Below are 16,150 nucleotides of genomic sequence, written 5' to 3' on the forward strand. Positions count from 1 at the left end.
TTCCACCCATACGAAGCCGGGGCAAGGTTGGGGACGGGCCTACCGCGCAATCTTGAAGTTGAAGTCCGCATTGCCGAGGGCACCCCAGAGCCGCAGCCAGATGGGCAGGAGCATCTCCGTGCCGCGGGCCGTTGTGATATCGCCCAAGTCGATGATGTCCCGGTGGCCGAGCTCCGCCAGGAGTCCGGCGACGACGGTCTTGGCGTCGGCGTCGTTGCCGGAGACGAACACGGAGTGGTCGCCGCCCGCCACGCTGGCCGGGTCCACCATGATCGCGGCGTTCATGGTGTTGAGCGTCTTGACCACGCGGGCGTCGGGGAAGGTCCGCTGGATCTGCTCGCCAAGGCTGTCCGTGTTGACCGGGTCCAACGACGGCGGGAATCCCCGGGAGAAGTCAAGAGGGTTGGCGATGTCCATAACAACCTTGCCGGCCAGGTTCGCTGCGCCCGCGGCGTCCAGTGCGGCCAGCGACCCGGAACCGTTCGTGGCGTTGACGATCAGGTCGCTGCCGGCCGCGGCGTCGGCGAATGTCGCCACTGCGATTCCGCTGTGCTCGGCGTGCCACTGGGCGAACGGAACGCCGCCCATCGGGCCTGCCTGGGTCCGGGCGGGGGTGTCCTGCGGGTCACGCGTGCCGATGACGACGTCGTGCCCGAGCTTTGCCAGCGCGGCGGCGACGGCGGGGCCTACAGTTCCGGTGCCAAATACTGCAATTTTCATGGAAACCTCATTCAGGAAAGTTTGGGAGCCCGAAGGCGGAGTAGACAGATTTGTCTACCGCTGTGCGAGACGCTACCAGACAGAGCTGTCTATGACAACGGGCCGCCCAAGGCCCAGACCCGCGACGCGGACAGACCGGTCTGTACCATAGGACTATGACCCCCGCAGCATCCCCTGCCCCCGCTGTCCGCACCGCCGCCGTGCGCACGCCGGCAGGCCAGGCGAAGGACAAGATCCTGGCGACGGCGTTCCGGCTCTTCTACGCGCACGGCCTCAGGGCAGCCGGCATCGATACGATCATTGCCGAATCCGGCGTCGCGAAAGCCACCTTCTACAAGTACTTCCCGGCTAAGGATGATCTGATCCTGGCCTATCTGGAGCACGTCGACGGCGTCTGGACCGGGCAGCTGCACGCCGCTGCCGAGGCGGCGGGCCCGGACCCGGCGGCGCAGCTGGTCGGCCTCTTCGACGCCCTGTCCACCGCCTGCCGCCGCGACGGGTACCGCGGCTGCGCCTTCATCAACGCCGCCGCGGAGTCGGCCTCCGGCACCCGGGTGCATGAACGGACAGTGGCGCACAAGCAGCAGATCCTTGCATGGATCCGGGACCTTGCGGACCAGGCGGGTGCGGCCGATCCCGATCGGTTGGCCCGCGGCCTGGCTTTACTGCTCGACGGCGGACTGGCCAGCGGGGTGCTCGACGCCGATCCCGCCGCGGCCGCCGTCGCCCGCGCCACAGCGGCGCAGCTCGTGGCCGCAGCCCTTCCGACGCCGCCAACTGATACCCATGGAGACGACTGATGACCCCCGCCGAGTCCTCCGCTGACCCGAAGCTCGCCCGCTGGCAGCGTTTCCGCAAGAGCCGCAACGAGGCGCTCGCCGCCCCGCATGGCTGGCTCACCCTCACGTCCTTCCAGTGGCTGCCGGAGAGCCCCGCCTGCGTGGACCTGGTCCCGGGGTTGTGGTCCACGGACGGCCCGACGGCGTTCCTCACGGCCGCTGCGGCCGACGGGCTGACGCTGGTGGAGAATGGCCAGCCGGTTGACGGGACCATCAGCTCAGTCCTGGCTGACGAGGAATCGCTGATGTGGGTGCAGTTCGGCGGGAGCGACGGGCGGCAGGTGGTGGTGGAGCTGGCCAGGCGTGCCGACAAATATGCCATCCGGACGCGGGATGCGGCGTCCCCGGTGTTCACCGGCTTCGACGGCGTTCCGGTTTTCGATTACCGGCCGGACCTTGTCATTGAGGCTCGGTTCCTGCGCTATCCCGAGCCGGTGGATGTTCCCATTGGAACGGCCAACCCGCTGGTCGACGGCGTCCACCGTTCCGTCGGCGAGCTGGTCTTCCGGCTGCCGGGTCAGGAACATGAGTGCCGCTTGCAGGCGGAGGAGGAAAAGCTCGGCGCCCTGACGGTGACCTTCCATGACGAGACCAACGGGGATACGACCGATGAGTGGCGCAAGGTGTCCACCGCCCGGCCCCGGGTCGACGCCGAGGGGAACCGCACGGTAATCCTGGACTTCAACCGGGCCATCAACTACCCCAGCGCCTTCACCCCCTACGGCACCTGCCCGATGCCGGTGAGAAACAACAGCCTCGACTACCGGATCGAAGCCGGCGAGAAGGCTCCCTTCGCCTAGCCCGGGCAGGCGCGAACGGACACTTGCGGCCCCGGACAGTGCGCGAACGGACACTTGCGGCCCCGGACAGCGCGCGAACGGACACTTGCGGCCCCGGTTTCCGGCAAATGCGGGGCCTGAAGTGTCCGTTCGCGCATCTGGGACGGGGTTAGACGATCGCGGACATCCCGGTCACGGCGCGGCCCGCGATCAGCGTGTTGATCTCGTACGAGCCCTCATAGGTGTAGATCGCTTCGGCGTCGGCGAAAATTTTCGCCATGCGGTAGTCGGTCACGATGCCGTTGCCGCCCAGCAGGGACCGGCCCATCGCCACGGTCTCGCGCATCCGGGCGCTCACGTAGGACTTGGCGAGGGCCACCTGCGGCATGTCCGCTGCGCCTTGGTCCTGCAGCTGGGCGATCCGGACCATCATCCCCATGCTCGCCACCGCGTTGCCCAGCATCGTCACCAGCTGCTGCTGGACCAGCTGGAACTTGGCCAGCGGCCGGCCGAACTGCCGGCGCTCGACGGCGTACTGCCGGGCGACGTCGAAAGCGGCCAACTGCTGCCCCACACCCTGCCAGGCCACCATGATCCGCGAGCCGCGCAGCAGTTCGTTGGTGTCCTCAAAGCTGTTGATGCCGGCGAAGCGGTCCGCCTCCGCCACGCGGACGTCGGCAAACACGATGTCCGCGTTCTGCACTGTGCGCAGCGCGATCTTGTTCTCGATCTTGCTGCGGCTCACGCCCGGCAGGGTGGCGTCCACGATGAAGCCGCGGATGCCGCCGTCGGCCTCGTCCCGGGCCCAGACCAGCATGTAGTCACAGAACGTGCCGTTGCCGATCCAGCGCTTGGCGCCATTGAGTACCCAGTAGTCACCATCCGGACCGCCGGCGATCCGGCGCGCGGAAGTTTCCATGCCGCCGGCGACATCCGAGCCGTGGTCCGGTTCGGTCAGGGCAAACGCCCCGGTGGTGCGCAACGCCGCGGCGTCCGCCAGCAGCCGGGCCTTCTGCTCCTCCGACCCGAACCCGTGAAGCGACTCGACGAACAGGTCGTGGTGGACCAGGAAGAAGGTCGCCAGCGAGGTGTCCACCCGGGTGATTTCGGCGATGACAAGACCGGCAAAGAGGTTGCTGTAGCCGCGCTGGGCGGGGGTGCTGAGCTCCAGCGCCGCCAGTTTCGGCAGGATGTGAGCCGGGAACTCCGCCCGGTTCCACCATTCGGTGGCGAACGGCGCCACCTCCCGGGCCAGAAATTCGCGTAGCTCGGCCAGTTTTGCCTGTTCGGCGTCGCTGAGCAGGGATTCGAAAGCGAAGAGGTCTGCGCCCGGCAGGCCGTCGTCCGCTGGCCCTGCCGGAGTGGAACCTGCGTCCGCAGGCCCTGCGGGAGCGGCCCCGGCGGGAACCGGACCGGCAGGAGTGGAACCTGCGGCAGTGTCCACAGCGAGGGTCACTTCGGCCCCATCCGGATGGCGCCGTCCAGCCGGATGGTTTCGCCGTTGAGCATGGCGTTGTCGACAATGTGGGCGGCAAGGTTCGCGTATTCGGCCGGGCGGCCCAGCCGGGAGGGGTGCGGCACCTGCTGGCCCAGCGAGTCCTGAGCTTCCTGCGGCAGCCCGGCCATCATGGGCGTTTCGAAGATGCCCGGCGCAATCGTGACCACCCGGATCAGCGAGCGCGCCAGTTCACGGGCGATCGGCAGCGTCATCGCGGCGACGGCCCCCTTGGAGGCGGCGTAGGCGGGCTGCCCGATCTGCCCGTCGAAGGCCGCGACAGAGGCGGTGTTGATGATGACGCCGCGCTCGGGGCCACCCAGCTCGGTGGCGGCAGGTTCGGCGGCGGCCATCGCGGCGGCGGCCAGTCGGATGACGTTGAAGGTGCCGACGAGGTTGATCTGGATGACGCGGTTGAACGCCTCCAACGGCAGCACGCCGTCACGGCCCAGCACCTTGCCCGGGGTGCCGATGCCGGCGCAGTTCACCACGATCCGCAGCGGTCCGAGGGCGACGGCGGCGTCGACGGCGGCCTGCACCTGATCTTCGCTGGTCACGTCCGCCGGGACAAAGACGGCGCGGTTGGCCGGCTCCGTTGCCCGTGCGTTCAGCTCAGCGGCAAGGGCGTCCCCGGCCGAGCCCGGCAGATCCACCAGCACCACGGACGCGCCGGCCCCAAACAGGCGCCGCGCCGTCGCGGCCCCCAGCCCGGAAGCGCCGCCGGTGATCAACGCGACAGTACCCAAGACGTCCATGCATCCTCCTTGATGTGGAACCACGACCCTGGCGGAGAACCGCGCACAGCCCGCCGGCGCCGGGAACATTAGTTAGTACACGTTAACTGGAATCTGCCCGTAGCGCACGCCGTGCCCGGAAATCCGCCTCCGCGCCCCCGCCGCCACTACGCTTGTCCCATGACCGCAGCCGCCGCCCCTTCCCCTGCCCCGAACTGGCCTTTCCGCGCCGACGAAGCGGCGCGGTCGGTGACCCGGCTGTACGGGCAGCGCCTCTTCTTCCTGCCCGGAACCCACATCGCCGCCATTGCCCGCCCCTCCGGCGGGTTCAAGAACCTGCTCCGGCCATGGCACTACTGGTGGCAAGCACACTACGTCGACTGCCTCGTGGACACCGGGCGCCGGGAACTCGGCGGCGAGGGCCACACGCCCGCACGGTTCGACGGCGACAACCTCCCCAGCGCCGGCAACCTGGCTTCCCGGCTGGTGACCGGCATCCGGCTGCGGAACTTCGCCACCGTCGTCAACAACTATTACGACGACATGGCCTGGCTGGCCCTGGCCACGCTGCGGCTGGAGAAGCTCGCCGAAGACACCCGCAAGACGGCCGGCCGGCGACGCAACGCCAAGGTCCTGCAAAGCCTCACACTGCAGTTTGATTCGGCCTCGACCGACGACCTGGGCGGCGGCATCTTCTGGAGCAAGAAGCGGGACTTCAAGAACACTCCGGCCACGGCACCGGTGGCGCTGTACTACGCCCGGACCGGGCAGGCGGCCAAGGCCCAGGCCCTGCTCGACTGGCTCGACGGCAAGCTCTACGACCCGGAACAGGGCCTCTACCGGGATGGCCTTCGGATCTCCCCCGGCGGCGAACCGGTGCTGGAAAGTGCCATCTACACATACAACCAGGGCCCGGTGCTGGGCGCCCTGCTGGAAGTCGGCGGTGAGGCCAACCTGGCACGGGCTGCCTCGCTCGTGGCGGCCTCCGCCCGCAGCCTCACCGTCTCCGCACCGTTGCTGGGCCGTAAAGGCACGGTGCTGCGCTCCGAGGGGACCGGCGACGGCGGATTGTTCACCGGCATCCTGGTCCGCTACCTGGCGCTCGCCGCCGTCGACGAGCGGCTGCCGGCTGAGACGCGGGCCACCGCCGCCGCGCTGGTCACTGATACTGCCGAGGCGTTCTGGGAGGGCCGGCGCTTGATCGCCGCACGGGAACCCCTGGCGCGCCGGGGCGCCAGGGTCGTTTTCTCCGCCCGCCCCGAACTACCGGCCCGCCGGAGCTACCCGGCAGGTGCCGCCGTCGACCTCTCCACCCAGTTGCAGGCTTGGATGGTGCTTGAAGCCGCGGCTTCTATCGCCGCGAAACTGCCCCTGGTCGGGCCGCGCGCCGGGGCCGAAGCCGGCGGGGCCGTGGACGGCGCAGAAGGCGGGGAGCCGAGCTAGACGACGGCGCGGAAACGGCCCCGGGCACCCTCACCGGCAATTAGGTCACGCAATACTTTCCTAATTCGTGTGATCTCGCTCACATAAGGCGCTCTCGGCTTGGTTGCTTAGGTTTGGCTAACCTACAGTTTTTCGTAGTGAGCATGCCCTAACTTCCCGCTCACGGAAGCTAGGGACCTACGACCTTTTTCCTTGCAGAAAGCAGCCTCATGAAGATCCGCAACAATGCGCTGGCGAGCATCGCCCTCGCCGCCACTGCCGCGCTCAGCCTCGCAGCCTGTGGCTCGGGAGCCTCCCCTTCCGGAAGCACCGGCAGCACCGGCGCCGACGGCAAGCCGTCCGGCGAGATCACCGTCTACAACGCCCAGCACGAATCCCTAACCAAGGAATGGGTCGACGCGTTCACCGCGGAAACCGGCGTCAAGGTCACCTTGCGCCAGGGCTCGGACACCGAAATGTCCAACCAGATCGTCCAGGAAGGCGCAGCCTCCCCCGCCGATGTCTTCCTCACCGAGAACTCCCCCGCCATGGCGCAGGTAGAGAACGCCGGCCTCTTCGCGGACGTTGACCAGGCCACCGTCGGCCAGGTGCCGGCCGACTTCCGTCCCTCCACCAACAAGTGGACAGGCATCGCCGCCCGTTCCACCGTGCTGGTTTACGACAAGGCGAAACTGACCGAGGACAAGCTCCCCAAGTCCATGCTTGATTTGGCCAAGCCCGAATGGAAGGGCAAGTGGGCGGCCTCGCCGTCCGGCGCCGACTTCCAGGCGATTGTCTCGGCCCTGCTCGAACTCAAGGGTGAGGCCGCCACCGAGGAATGGCTCAAGGGCATGAAGGAGAACTACAAGTCCTACAAGGGCAACAGCACTGCCATGAAGGCTGTCAACGCCGGCGAGGTGGACGCTGCCCTGATCTACCACTACTACTACTACGGCGACCAGGCCAAGACGGGTGAGAACTCCAAGAACGTCACGCCGTACTACTTCAAAAACCAGGACCCGGGCGCCTTCGTGTCCGTCTCCGGCGGCGGTGTGCTCAAGTCCTCGAAGAACGCGGCAGCGGCGCAGGCCTTCCTGAAATTCATCACCGGCAAGAAGGGCCAGGAGGTGCTGCAGAAGGGCACGTCCTTCGAATACGCCATCGGTTCCGGCGTTCCGGCCAACGACAAGCTGGTCCCGCTCGCCGAACTGCAGGCCCCCAAGGTCGACCCGGCCAAGCTCAACTCCGCCAAGGTCACCGAGCTGATGACCAAGGCAGGACTGCTCTAACCAGTGACCAAAACGCTGGCGGCTCCCGGAACCACCGGAAGTACGACGACGGCGGGCCGGGGCAAGCGCCCCCGCCCGCCTTTCGGCGTCTCTGTGGTGGCCATCCTGGCGGTCCTGATCGCACTGTTCTCCCTCCTGCCGCTCGGCTACGTCGCCGTCATGACGGTCGCCACCGGCTGGGACACCGCCGTCGGCCTGATCTTCCGCGCCCGGGTGGGCGAGCTGCTGCTCAACACCGTGCTCCTAATGCTGATCACCGTGCCGCTCTGCCTGGTCCTGGGCGTCGGCGGAGCCTGGCTGGTGGAACGTACCAACCTCAAGGGCCACAAGTGGTGGGCCGTGCTGCTCGCCGCGCCGCTAGCGATTCCCGCGTTCGTCAACAGCTACGCCTGGGTCTCCGCGGTGCCTTCGCTGGGCGGGCTCTGGTCCGGGGTGCTGATCGCCACGCTGTCCTACTTCCCGCTGGTGTACATCCCGGCTGCCGCGACGCTGAGCCGGCTTGACCCGGCCATCGAGCAGTCCGCCGCCTCGCTCGGGCTCGGGGCCTGGCGGGCGTTCTTCCGGGTGGTGCTGCCGCAGCTGCGGATCGCCATGACCGGCGGTGCGCTGCTGGTCTCGCTGCACCTGCTGGCCGAATACGGCGCCTTCGCGATGATCCGCTTTGACACGTTCACCACCGCGATCATGGTCCAGTACCAGTCCACCTTTAACGGCACCGCCGGCAACATGCTCGCCAGCGTGCTCGTCTTCTTCTGTCTGATCCTCCTGGTGGTGGAGGTCCGCGGCCGCGGCACCGCCCGCTACGCCCGCGTCGGCTCCGGCGCCCAGGCCCGCGCGCTGCGTCTGCCGTTGCGCGCCTACCAGTTCCCCGCCCAGCTGTTCCTGCTGGCCCTCACCGCACTGGCCTTCGGGCTTCCGCTGACCTTCGTGCTGCGCTGGATCGTCGCGGGCGGGACGGACATCTGGGCTGCCGACGAGTTCGTTCCCGCGCTGCTGCAAACCCTCGGCTACGGCCTGGTCGGTGCGGCGGCCACCACCGTCGTCGCCTTCCCGATGGCGTACCTGGCGGTGCGGCGGCCCAGCTGGTTCAGCAAGGCCCTGGAGCTTTCCAACTACGTCACCAGCTCCATGCCCGGGATCGTCGTCGGCCTGGCGTTCGTCACCGTGAGCATCCGGCTCGCGCCGAACCTCTACCAGACCACCGCCCTGCTGATCGCCGCCTACGTGCTGTTGTTCCTGCCCCGGGCCCTGGTAAACCTGCGGTCCGGGCTCTCTCAGGCGCCCAAGGAACTTGACGAGGCCGCGCAGGCCCTCGGCAAACCTCCGCTGCTGGCGTTCCTCCGCGTCACCCTGCGCTTGACTGCGCCGGCAGCGGCAGGCGGCGCGGCGCTGGTGTTCCTCGCGATTGTGAATGAGCTGACGGCCACGTTGCTACTCTCGCCCAATGGGACCCGCACCCTGGCAACCGAGTTCTGGAGCAAGAGCAGCGAAATCGACTACGCCGGTGCCGCCCCCTACGCGTTGCTGATGATCCTGCTCTCGGCACCGATGACTTATCTCCTCTTCCAGCAGTCCAAGAAAGCAGCAGGACAGTGACCGAACAGAACCCCTCCCGGCTTCCGGAGCCCCGGATCGCCCCGTCCGTGGCACCCAGCACCAACAGCCACCTGGAGGTCGAGGCCGTCACCAAGAACTTCGGCTCCCAGTCGGTCCTCAAAGGCGTCAATCTCTCGGTCGCCAAGGGCGGGACGACGGCGATTGTGGGGCCGTCGGGTTCCGGCAAGACCACGCTCCTGCGGCTCATCGCCGGCTTCGAACACCCGGATACCGGCAGCATCTCGCTCAGCGGGAACAAGGTGGCCGGTGACGGCGTCTGGGTCCCGGCGCACAAGCGGCAGGTGGGCTACGTCGCCCAGGACGGCGCGCTCTTCCCGCACCTGAGCGTCGGCCAGAACATTTCCTTCGGCCTGGACGCCGGCAAACTCCCCGGCGGCCACCGCGGGATCAAGGCCCGGGTCGCCGAGCTGCTCGAGATGGTCGCCTTGGACCCGGCCATGGCCAGGCGCCGGCCCCACCAGCTCTCCGGCGGGCAGCAGCAGCGCGTTGCCCTAGCCCGCGCCCTTGCCCGCGAACCGGAACTGATGCTGCTGGATGAACCCTTCTCCGCGCTTGACGCCGGGCTCCGCGTCGCCACCCGCCGCGCCGTCGGCAAGGTGCTCCAGGACGCCGGGGTGACCACCATCCTGGTCACCCACGACCAGGCCGAGGCACTTTCCTTCGCGGACCAGGTGGCGGTCATGCGCGGCGGAAAGCTCGCCCAGATCGGCAACCCCTTTGTGGTCTACACCCGGCCGGCGGACCGGGCCACCGCGGAATTCCTGGGCGACGCCGTCATCCTTGACGCCTGGATGGAAGGCTCACTGGCCACCTGTTCACTGGGCGGCATACCGGTCCGCCGGCCCCCGGCGCAAGGCCGCGTGCAGCTCATGCTCCGGCCCGAGCAGATCCGGATCGCCGAGGACGGCCCGATCCGCGGCACCGTGGTGGACACCGACTATTTCGGCCCCGAAACTACCGTCAGGCTGCAACTGCCCGTACCGCCGGTCCTTGCCGAAGGTGACGTAGCCGACCACCGCTACCCGGGCGGCGGCGAAATCATCACCATCCGGCACTGGAACGCGTCCATCGCCCGGCCCGGCACCGAACTGCGGCTGCGCGTGGTAGGTGAGGCCGTGGCCTTCCCGATGGAGGACGCTGCCGAGGCCTGAGCCGCGCCGGCCGATCCGGGAGGCCACGGCACAGAAGGCCCCAGCAGGGAACGGCGCGGCACGGAACGGCGCGGCGGGCTGGGCCTAGGTCAGGCCCAGCGCCCGGCATAGGGTGGGCGCATGACAGTTCAGCCAGCCCTTCACCGCCAGCACTGTTCCGTGGCAGCCCCCACCCAGCTCTGGCTGGACGCTGACGGCCGTCTGGGTGGTGACGCGGCCGGCCCGTCCGGGAGCGGAGCCAGTCCGTCCGGCGGGCCGGATACCGGCGCCGGCGGGTGGTTCACCGGCCTGCTGCACGGCGATACCCGGATGCTGTGCCGCGCCGACGTGACAGTCAACGGGTTTGCGCCGGAACCGGCCACGGTCGAGGCTGCCGCGGGCGGCGTCCTCTATGTCCGCGGGCTGGTCCGCGGCATCGAGGGTCCCACCGAGGATCCCGCCGTCGAACTTCTGCAGACCTGGACCGTCACGCCCGGAACGGTCCGCGTCACCCTGCGGCTCAGCACCTCGCTCGATGCCCTGGACGCCGATATCGAAGTGCGGCTCGCCGCGGATTTCACCGACATGGCCGCCATCCGGCTCGGCCGCTTCCGCGAGCCGATGCGGCCCTCCGCGGCGGACGACTCGTCGTTGCGCTGGAGCGAGGGCGGCAGGACGCTGACCGTGGCCGCTCCCGGCCGGGTGGGCTCCGGGGAACGGCTGGTCTGGCGGGGAACGGTCCGCCGCGGCCGGCCGCTTGAGGTGGAATGGCAGGCCGCCGTCACCGACAGCGAGGACGCCGTCGTGGCAGCACACCTGCCCGCCGCCCGCCGTGTCCGTGCCCAGCCGGGCGGCCCGCTGGGCGCCCTTTTAGACAACTCGCTCGACGAACTCGACGGGCTCCGGCTGGCAACCCGCCAGGCGCAGGACGCGCCCTTCCTGGCCGCCGGGGCGCCCTGGTACTTCACGCTATTCGGCCGGGATTCGCTCTGGGCCGCACGGATGCTGCTGCCGCTCGACGCTGCGCTCGCCGCCGGTACCCTCCGCGCCCTCGCCGCCCATCAGGGCACCAAGACGGATGCCGCCGCCGCGGAGGAACCCGGCAAGATCCTGCACGAACTGCGGGCCAAGGAACTGGTGCTGGAGAGCCAGTCGCTGCGCCTGCCGCCGGTCTACTTCGGCGCCGTGGACTCCACCCCGCTCTGGTTGTGCCTGCTGGGCGAACTGGGACGTGCCGGCACGGACGACGCGGCAGTCCGGGCCCTGCTGCCCAACGCGGTCCGCGCTGCCGACTGGCTGCTCGCGGCCGGGGCGTCCGGCGGCTCCGCCGGCAACGGCGGCTTCCTCAGCTACCAGGACACCTCGGGACACGGCCTGAGTAACCAGGGCTGGAAGGATTCCCGCGACGCGATGCAGTTCCGGGACGGCCGCCAGGCGGACGGACCGATCGCGCTAGCAGAGGTGCAGGGCTACGCCTATCAGGCGGCCGTGGAGACGGCGGATCTTTTTGACGCCTACGGCGAACCGGGAGCCCGGGAGCTTCGCGACTTCGCGGAGGCCCTGAAGGGGAACTTCCGGGAGCGCTTCTGGGTACAGGACGACGGCGGCCGGTTCCCGGCGATGGCCTTGGACGGCCACGGCGAACCGCTGGACATCCCGGGTTCGAACATGGGCCACCTGCTGGGCACCGGGATCCTGAACGCCGGGGAGGCACTGCTCGTGGCGGACCGGCTGCTCAGCCCGGAGCTGTTCTCCGGCTACGGACTGCACACCCTGTCCCGGCGCGCGGCCGGTTTCTGGCCGTTCAGCTACCACTGCGGATCGGTCTGGAGCCACGACACGGCCATTGCGGCCCGCGGCCTGCTCAGCGAAGGATTCACCGCCGAGGCGCGGGTCCTTGCCGAGGGTCTGCTGGCGGCCTCCGCCGCGTTCGGGCACCGGCTCCCGGAACTGTTCGCCGGTGTCCCCGCGGCGGAGTCGGGCCGCGCGGTGCCGTACCCCGCTTCCTGCCACCCGCAGGCGTGGTCCTCAGCCTCCGCGGTGGTTCTCGCCCAGGCGCTCGGGGTGGCTTTCTAAGGCTTGCCGCGCGGTCCGGAGACCGTCTACCAGGACCACGATCCCGACCACGGCGACGGCCAGGCCCAGGGAGGCCACCACATCTGTCAACCAGTGGTAGCCAAGGTAGATCCGGCTGAAGGCAACCAGCAGCGTCCCGAGGACCGCTCCCGAGAAAGCCAGCACCGCCGTCGCACGTCGTACCGGGCGCGCCGCGGAACCGGGCCGGGCACTGCAGAGCAGTAGGTACACCAGCGCCAGCAGGAAGACGCCGGCGCCGAACGTGTGGCCGGAAGGGAAGGATAAAGCATCGTCAGGGCCCATCAGGAAATCGGCCGCTGAAGGCCTGGCCCGGGCGACCTCGTGCTTGATGAGCGTGGAAATCCCGAAGGTCGCCACCATCGCGCCGAGGAGCAGGGCCGGCCGCCAGATTTCCCGTTTCCGAAGCGCCCAGCCAAGCGCCAGCAGAACGCCGATGACGGTCAGCCACGTCGGGGAGGTCACCGTGCTGACTGCGGCCAGGACGGCCGTTGCCAAGGACGAGCGGTCCTCCACCAGGGCACCGTGGACTCCGCCGTCAAGGAGGGCGAGACCGGAGTTCGTTTGCACGGCGGCCAGCATCAGCCAGAACAGCGCCTCACCCGCCACCAGCAGGAACGCGGCGGCGAAGAAGACCGCGCGCTGCGACGGGCGGCGGAGCGAACCCCCGGACCGCTGGCGCTCAAGAATAGGCATTGGGTTACTGTGCCATATGTAACTGTCCGGAACCGGAACGCTTACTGGGAGTCCGCTGGAGGTCTGGGCTTTCTCTTTTGTGGATGCGGCGTCTCGTAGCGGGCGAGCATGTCCACGAAACCGGCGATTTTCCGCTCCCGTGTGGCGGCCTGCTTGACGGCGTTGGTCCGGTAGATCAGCGCGTACCGGTTCACCGAACTCAGGACCTCGAACATCGCCTGCGCCCGCGGCTCGGCGACGATGGCCGCCGCGAGGTCGGCCGGAACTTCCGCGTCCGCCTGCCCGGAGTAAGCGGCCTCCCACCGGCCGTCCGCTTTAGCGCTTTCGACGGCGGCCTGTCCGGCAGGTGCCATCCGGCCGGCGGCCTCAAGCCGGCCGATGCGCTCCACATTCCGGGCCGACCAGACACTTTTCGGCCCGCGGCGGGTCATCCGCTGATAGGAGGTCTCCTCGTCCCGGCGCCTTCCCTGGCCGTCGATCCAGCCGAAGCACAGCGCCTCCTGCAGTGCTGCCTCGTAATCGAGTTCCGTCACCGAGCCGCCCTTCTTGTGCAGCACCAGCCACACTCCGGGGCTCTCCGCGTGATGCGCTTCCAGCCAGGCGCGCCATTCCGCAGCGTCTTTCACCAGCAGTTCCCTCAGCTCAGCAGCCATGGCACCATTGTGCTCCCAGCCCCAGCCACGAGGGAGACCCCCATGTTGCGTGTCCGCCCCATCCATTTCACCTCCCATCTGGACCAGTGGGACCGTCTGCTGACCGATCTGGGCATGGTCAAGACCGTCGACGAGGCCACCTGGCGGGAGTTCGACGCCGGCGCGGGACGGCTGGCGCTGCACTTTTCCGAGCAAGGCGCCCCCGAGGACGGGACCACAGCTTTCGGGGTCGAGGTCGGCGACCTGGCCGAGTTTGCCCGCCGGACCAGCGAAGCCGGCGCCCAGACCGCCACCCCGGGCACCGCCGGTACCGCCGCGGAGCTCATCGACGCGGAGCACGGCCCCTCGTGCCGGATCACCGCGCCGGACGGGTTCACCTTCCTGGCCGACCCCGCCACGCGCGCGTCCGACGGCAGCTGGGCGACGGCGGCAGAGGCGGAACCGGCCCTCGCCGTCGTCGGCATCTGGTTCGCGCAGGACCCGGCGGCCGCGACGAGGGCCCTGCGTGACATCGGCGCGCAGCCCCGACCGGTACCCGGCGCGGACGATGCCGACACGTACGGGGAGGAAACCGAGACGTTCACCGCAAAAAACGGCGGCATCCTGATGGTCGGTGCCGCTGCCGGCGCCGCATCAGGAACCGGCAGCGCCGGCCTTGGCTTCGAATACGCCGGGAACCTTGACGGGCTGCGGCAGCGGCTCGCCGAGGCCGGGCACGAGGCAGCGCTGCTGGAGGACGGCCCCGTGCCGCTGCTGCACGTGGGCAACCCGGACGCTGGCGGCGCCGCCAGCCCCCGGACCCTTTGGATCTCCGCGGCTCCGACGGCGGGCTGAGCCGGTGAACCACGCCCGCCGTACCCGAATGGGGTAGAACTTAACCATGAACGTTCGCACCCCCGACCCCAATCCCGGCTGGCTCTCCGAAGAGGATCTGTTCGAAGCGCGGGGCCGGCTACCCATGGTCTACGTCGAGGCCGTGCCGGTCCGGCTGGATCCGCTCGGGTTTGTGAATGAGGTCGGCACACTGCTCCAGGCTGACGAGGACGGGACCATGATCCGGTCCCTGGTTTCCGGCCGGGTGCTCTACCGCGAGACCATCCGTGCCGCTCTGCTGCGCCACATGGAAAAGGACCTCGGCCCGCTCGCTTTTCCGCAGCTGCCGATCAGCCCGGTCCCCTTCACGGTGGCCGAATACTTCCCCTCGCCGTCGCACACCGGCTTCACCGACGACCGCCAGCACGCCGTGGCGCTGGCCTACGTCATCCCCGTCACCGGGGACTGCTCCCCTCGGCAGGACGCGCTGGAACTGACCTGGATGACGCCCGACGAGGTGATGGGCTCGGACGTGCAACTGGAGTTCAGCGGCGGCCGCGGTGCCTTGATCCGCCAGGCCCTGGCGTACGCCGGAGTGGGCCATTAGGCATCGCAGCACCGGAGCGACCGGGCCGCGCGGGGACGCCCCGGGCCGCCCGGCGTCCCCGACTTGGCGCACCTGTCTTTGTAGACTGGTGGGCGGACCGAAAAGACTTTAAGGACTCCAGATGACCCACCCCACAGCTTCCCTGAACTACAGCGAACGGCAGGCGGGATCACTGCGGACCGGGGATCTGCTACTCCTGCCTGACGCGACGCGCACCGCCGAAATCCAGCGCGTAGATATCGACAACGACGACTTCGGAACCCCCGCGCTGGTGCGGGCAACCCTCACCGGCGGCGGTGTGCTGCGGATTGCGGCGGGCTCCGTGGTCCTGATCCGGGACGCGGATAGCGAATTCCCGGCCGATGCATCGGAGCCTTCCGCCGGTACGCCGGACGACGGCGGCGCGGAGCGTGCGTCTTCCGTGCCCGCCGGGGACCCCAGCGCGCCGGCAGCACCCGCCGTCGTCGTTCCTCCCCCGCCCTCGGCGCCGCCGGCGGCCAGCGGACCCAGCGAAGCCGACCTTGCCCTCATCCCCGCCGCGGAGGGTACCCCGGAGTCGGTGGTGGAGGCCGCGGCCGGGGCGCACCCCGATGCAGCCGGCGTGCTGCTGCTCAGCGACCGGCTCACTAAAGGCATCAACACCAAGTCCGGCAGCTGCCTCAAGGACCTCAGCGACTTGGCCCACGAACTGTTTGTCGTCCTCGATGACGCCGACCATGCCCTCGCCGTCGCGGATCTGCTCAACGTGCTTCCTTTCGACGGAAACCCGGGCCGCTGGGCCTCGGTCGAAGCGTCGCTTGCCCTGTCCAGCTACATCTGCCGCCAGCGCAGGGAAGAAGACCGCGCCGCCGTCTACGAGAAGTTCTTGCGGGCACCGGATGCCATGGAGACGGACCCCTTCAAGGCCAGGATCAACGCGAAGGTGCGTCAGCGCTCGCTCAACGAGCCGAACCTGTACGACAAGGAAATCTTCCGCGCAATCGACAATTCCAACTCCGACGCCGAGCGGGAGTGGCGGCTGCTGCGGCTGGAGGCGCTCCTTTTCCTCCGCGCCCATGGCGGTTCGCAGACCATCGGCGGCGCAGAGCTGGAGCGCCGGATCGCAAACGAACTCGAGTCCGTCCGGCGCTGACCTGCGGGTGACCTGCAGGGTGTGACGCAGGTTCTCCCCCGGCGCCGGCTACGGCCCTTGCGGGCGCCGGTTGCGGCCCTGCCGGGCACTTGGCCCTACCCCGCCGTGGCCGGGCAGAGTAAATTCGCCC

At 69.1% G+C, this 16,150-nt stretch carries 15 protein-coding genes; 10 read left to right on the forward strand and 5 right to left on the reverse strand.

Going from position 1 to position 16,150, the window contains the following annotated elements:
- Window positions 1-39: 39 nt before the first annotated feature.
- Window positions 40-720, reverse strand: a complete 681-nt coding sequence (locus tag QFZ61_RS01565) for an NADPH-dependent F420 reductase (RefSeq protein WP_307032684.1) — start codon at window positions 718-720, stop codon at window positions 40-42.
- Between the two features lie 155 nt (window positions 721-875).
- On the opposite strand from QFZ61_RS01565, the gene QFZ61_RS01570 reads away from it, so the two are divergent.
- Together QFZ61_RS01570 and QFZ61_RS01575 are read left to right on the forward strand one after the other, a co-directional pair.
- Complete coding sequence (locus tag QFZ61_RS01570) at window positions 876-1,520, forward strand: TetR/AcrR family transcriptional regulator (RefSeq protein ID WP_307032686.1); 645 nt, start codon at window positions 876-878, stop codon at window positions 1,518-1,520.
- The gene (locus tag QFZ61_RS01575) at window positions 1,520-2,359 is read left to right on the forward strand and encodes a DUF1684 domain-containing protein (protein WP_307032687.1); all 840 of its coding nucleotides are present in this window, start codon (window positions 1,520-1,522) and stop codon (window positions 2,357-2,359) included. Before QFZ61_RS01570 ends, QFZ61_RS01575 begins: the two co-directional genes overlap by 1 nt.
- Window positions 2,360-2,507: 148 nt before the next feature.
- Here QFZ61_RS01575 and QFZ61_RS01580 read toward each other — a convergent pair whose 3' ends face one another.
- Window positions 2,508-3,674, reverse strand: a complete 1,167-nt coding sequence (locus tag QFZ61_RS01580) for an acyl-CoA dehydrogenase family protein (RefSeq protein WP_307037947.1) — start codon at window positions 3,672-3,674, stop codon at window positions 2,508-2,510.
- 116 nt (window positions 3,675-3,790) lie between these two features.
- Window positions 3,791-4,588: an SDR family NAD(P)-dependent oxidoreductase gene (locus tag QFZ61_RS01585; protein ID WP_307032689.1), complete on the reverse strand. Its 798-nt coding sequence runs from the start codon at window positions 4,586-4,588 to the stop codon at window positions 3,791-3,793.
- A 159-nt stretch (window positions 4,589-4,747) separates the two neighbouring features.
- Here QFZ61_RS01585 and QFZ61_RS01590 point away from each other — a divergent pair, with 159 nt between their 5' ends.
- The 5 genes from QFZ61_RS01590 to QFZ61_RS01610 all read left to right on the forward strand — a co-directional run bounded on the left by QFZ61_RS01590 (window position 4,748) and on the right by QFZ61_RS01610 (window position 12,101).
- Window positions 4,748-6,010: a glycoside hydrolase family 76 protein gene (locus tag QFZ61_RS01590; RefSeq protein ID WP_307032692.1), complete on the forward strand. Its 1,263-nt coding sequence runs from the start codon at window positions 4,748-4,750 to the stop codon at window positions 6,008-6,010.
- A gap of 209 nt (window positions 6,011-6,219) precedes the next feature.
- Window positions 6,220-7,278, forward strand: a complete 1,059-nt coding sequence (locus tag QFZ61_RS01595) for an iron ABC transporter substrate-binding protein (protein WP_307032693.1) — start codon at window positions 6,220-6,222, stop codon at window positions 7,276-7,278.
- 3 nt (window positions 7,279-7,281) lie between these two features.
- A complete protein-coding gene (locus tag QFZ61_RS01600; protein ID WP_307032695.1) occupies window positions 7,282-8,874 on the forward strand; it encodes an iron ABC transporter permease in 1,593 nt (530 codons plus the stop codon).
- Window positions 8,871-10,046, forward strand: coding sequence for an ABC transporter ATP-binding protein (locus tag QFZ61_RS01605; RefSeq protein ID WP_307032697.1), 1,176 nt, complete (start codon window positions 8,871-8,873; stop codon window positions 10,044-10,046). The genes QFZ61_RS01600 and QFZ61_RS01605 overlap by 4 nt, the downstream gene beginning before the upstream one ends.
- A 120-nt stretch (window positions 10,047-10,166) precedes the next feature.
- Complete coding sequence (locus QFZ61_RS01610) at window positions 10,167-12,101, forward strand: glycogen debranching N-terminal domain-containing protein (RefSeq protein WP_307032699.1); 1,935 nt, start codon at window positions 10,167-10,169, stop codon at window positions 12,099-12,101.
- Here QFZ61_RS01610 and QFZ61_RS01615 read toward each other — a convergent pair.
- On the reverse strand, window positions 12,054-12,815 hold the full coding sequence (locus tag QFZ61_RS01615) for a phosphatase PAP2 family protein (protein WP_307032701.1): 762 nt from the start codon (window positions 12,813-12,815) through the stop codon (window positions 12,054-12,056). The two genes, QFZ61_RS01610 and QFZ61_RS01615, sit on opposite strands and share 48 nt — an antisense overlap.
- Before the next feature lie 41 nt (window positions 12,816-12,856).
- Window positions 12,857-13,468, reverse strand: coding sequence for a YdeI family protein (locus tag QFZ61_RS01620; RefSeq protein ID WP_307032703.1), 612 nt, complete (start codon window positions 13,466-13,468; stop codon window positions 12,857-12,859).
- Between the two features lie 42 nt (window positions 13,469-13,510).
- Between QFZ61_RS01620 and QFZ61_RS01625 the strand changes: the two genes are divergently transcribed.
- The 3 genes from QFZ61_RS01625 (at window position 13,511) to QFZ61_RS01635 (ending at window position 16,020) form a co-directional block, all read left to right on the forward strand.
- On the forward strand, window positions 13,511-14,302 hold the full coding sequence (locus QFZ61_RS01625) for a VOC family protein (protein ID WP_307032705.1): 792 nt from the start codon (window positions 13,511-13,513) through the stop codon (window positions 14,300-14,302).
- 46 nt (window positions 14,303-14,348) lie between these two features.
- Window positions 14,349-14,888, forward strand: a complete 540-nt coding sequence (locus tag QFZ61_RS01630) for an NUDIX hydrolase family protein (protein WP_307032707.1) — start codon at window positions 14,349-14,351, stop codon at window positions 14,886-14,888.
- Window positions 14,889-15,009: 121 nt separating this feature from the next.
- Window positions 15,010-16,020: a DUF6707 family protein gene (locus QFZ61_RS01635; RefSeq protein WP_307032710.1), complete on the forward strand. Its 1,011-nt coding sequence runs from the start codon at window positions 15,010-15,012 to the stop codon at window positions 16,018-16,020.
- Window positions 16,021-16,150 lie beyond the last annotated feature (130 nt).

It is taken from the genome of Arthrobacter sp. B3I4 (assembly GCF_030816855.1).
Lineage (GTDB): Bacteria > Actinomycetota > Actinomycetes > Actinomycetales > Micrococcaceae > Arthrobacter.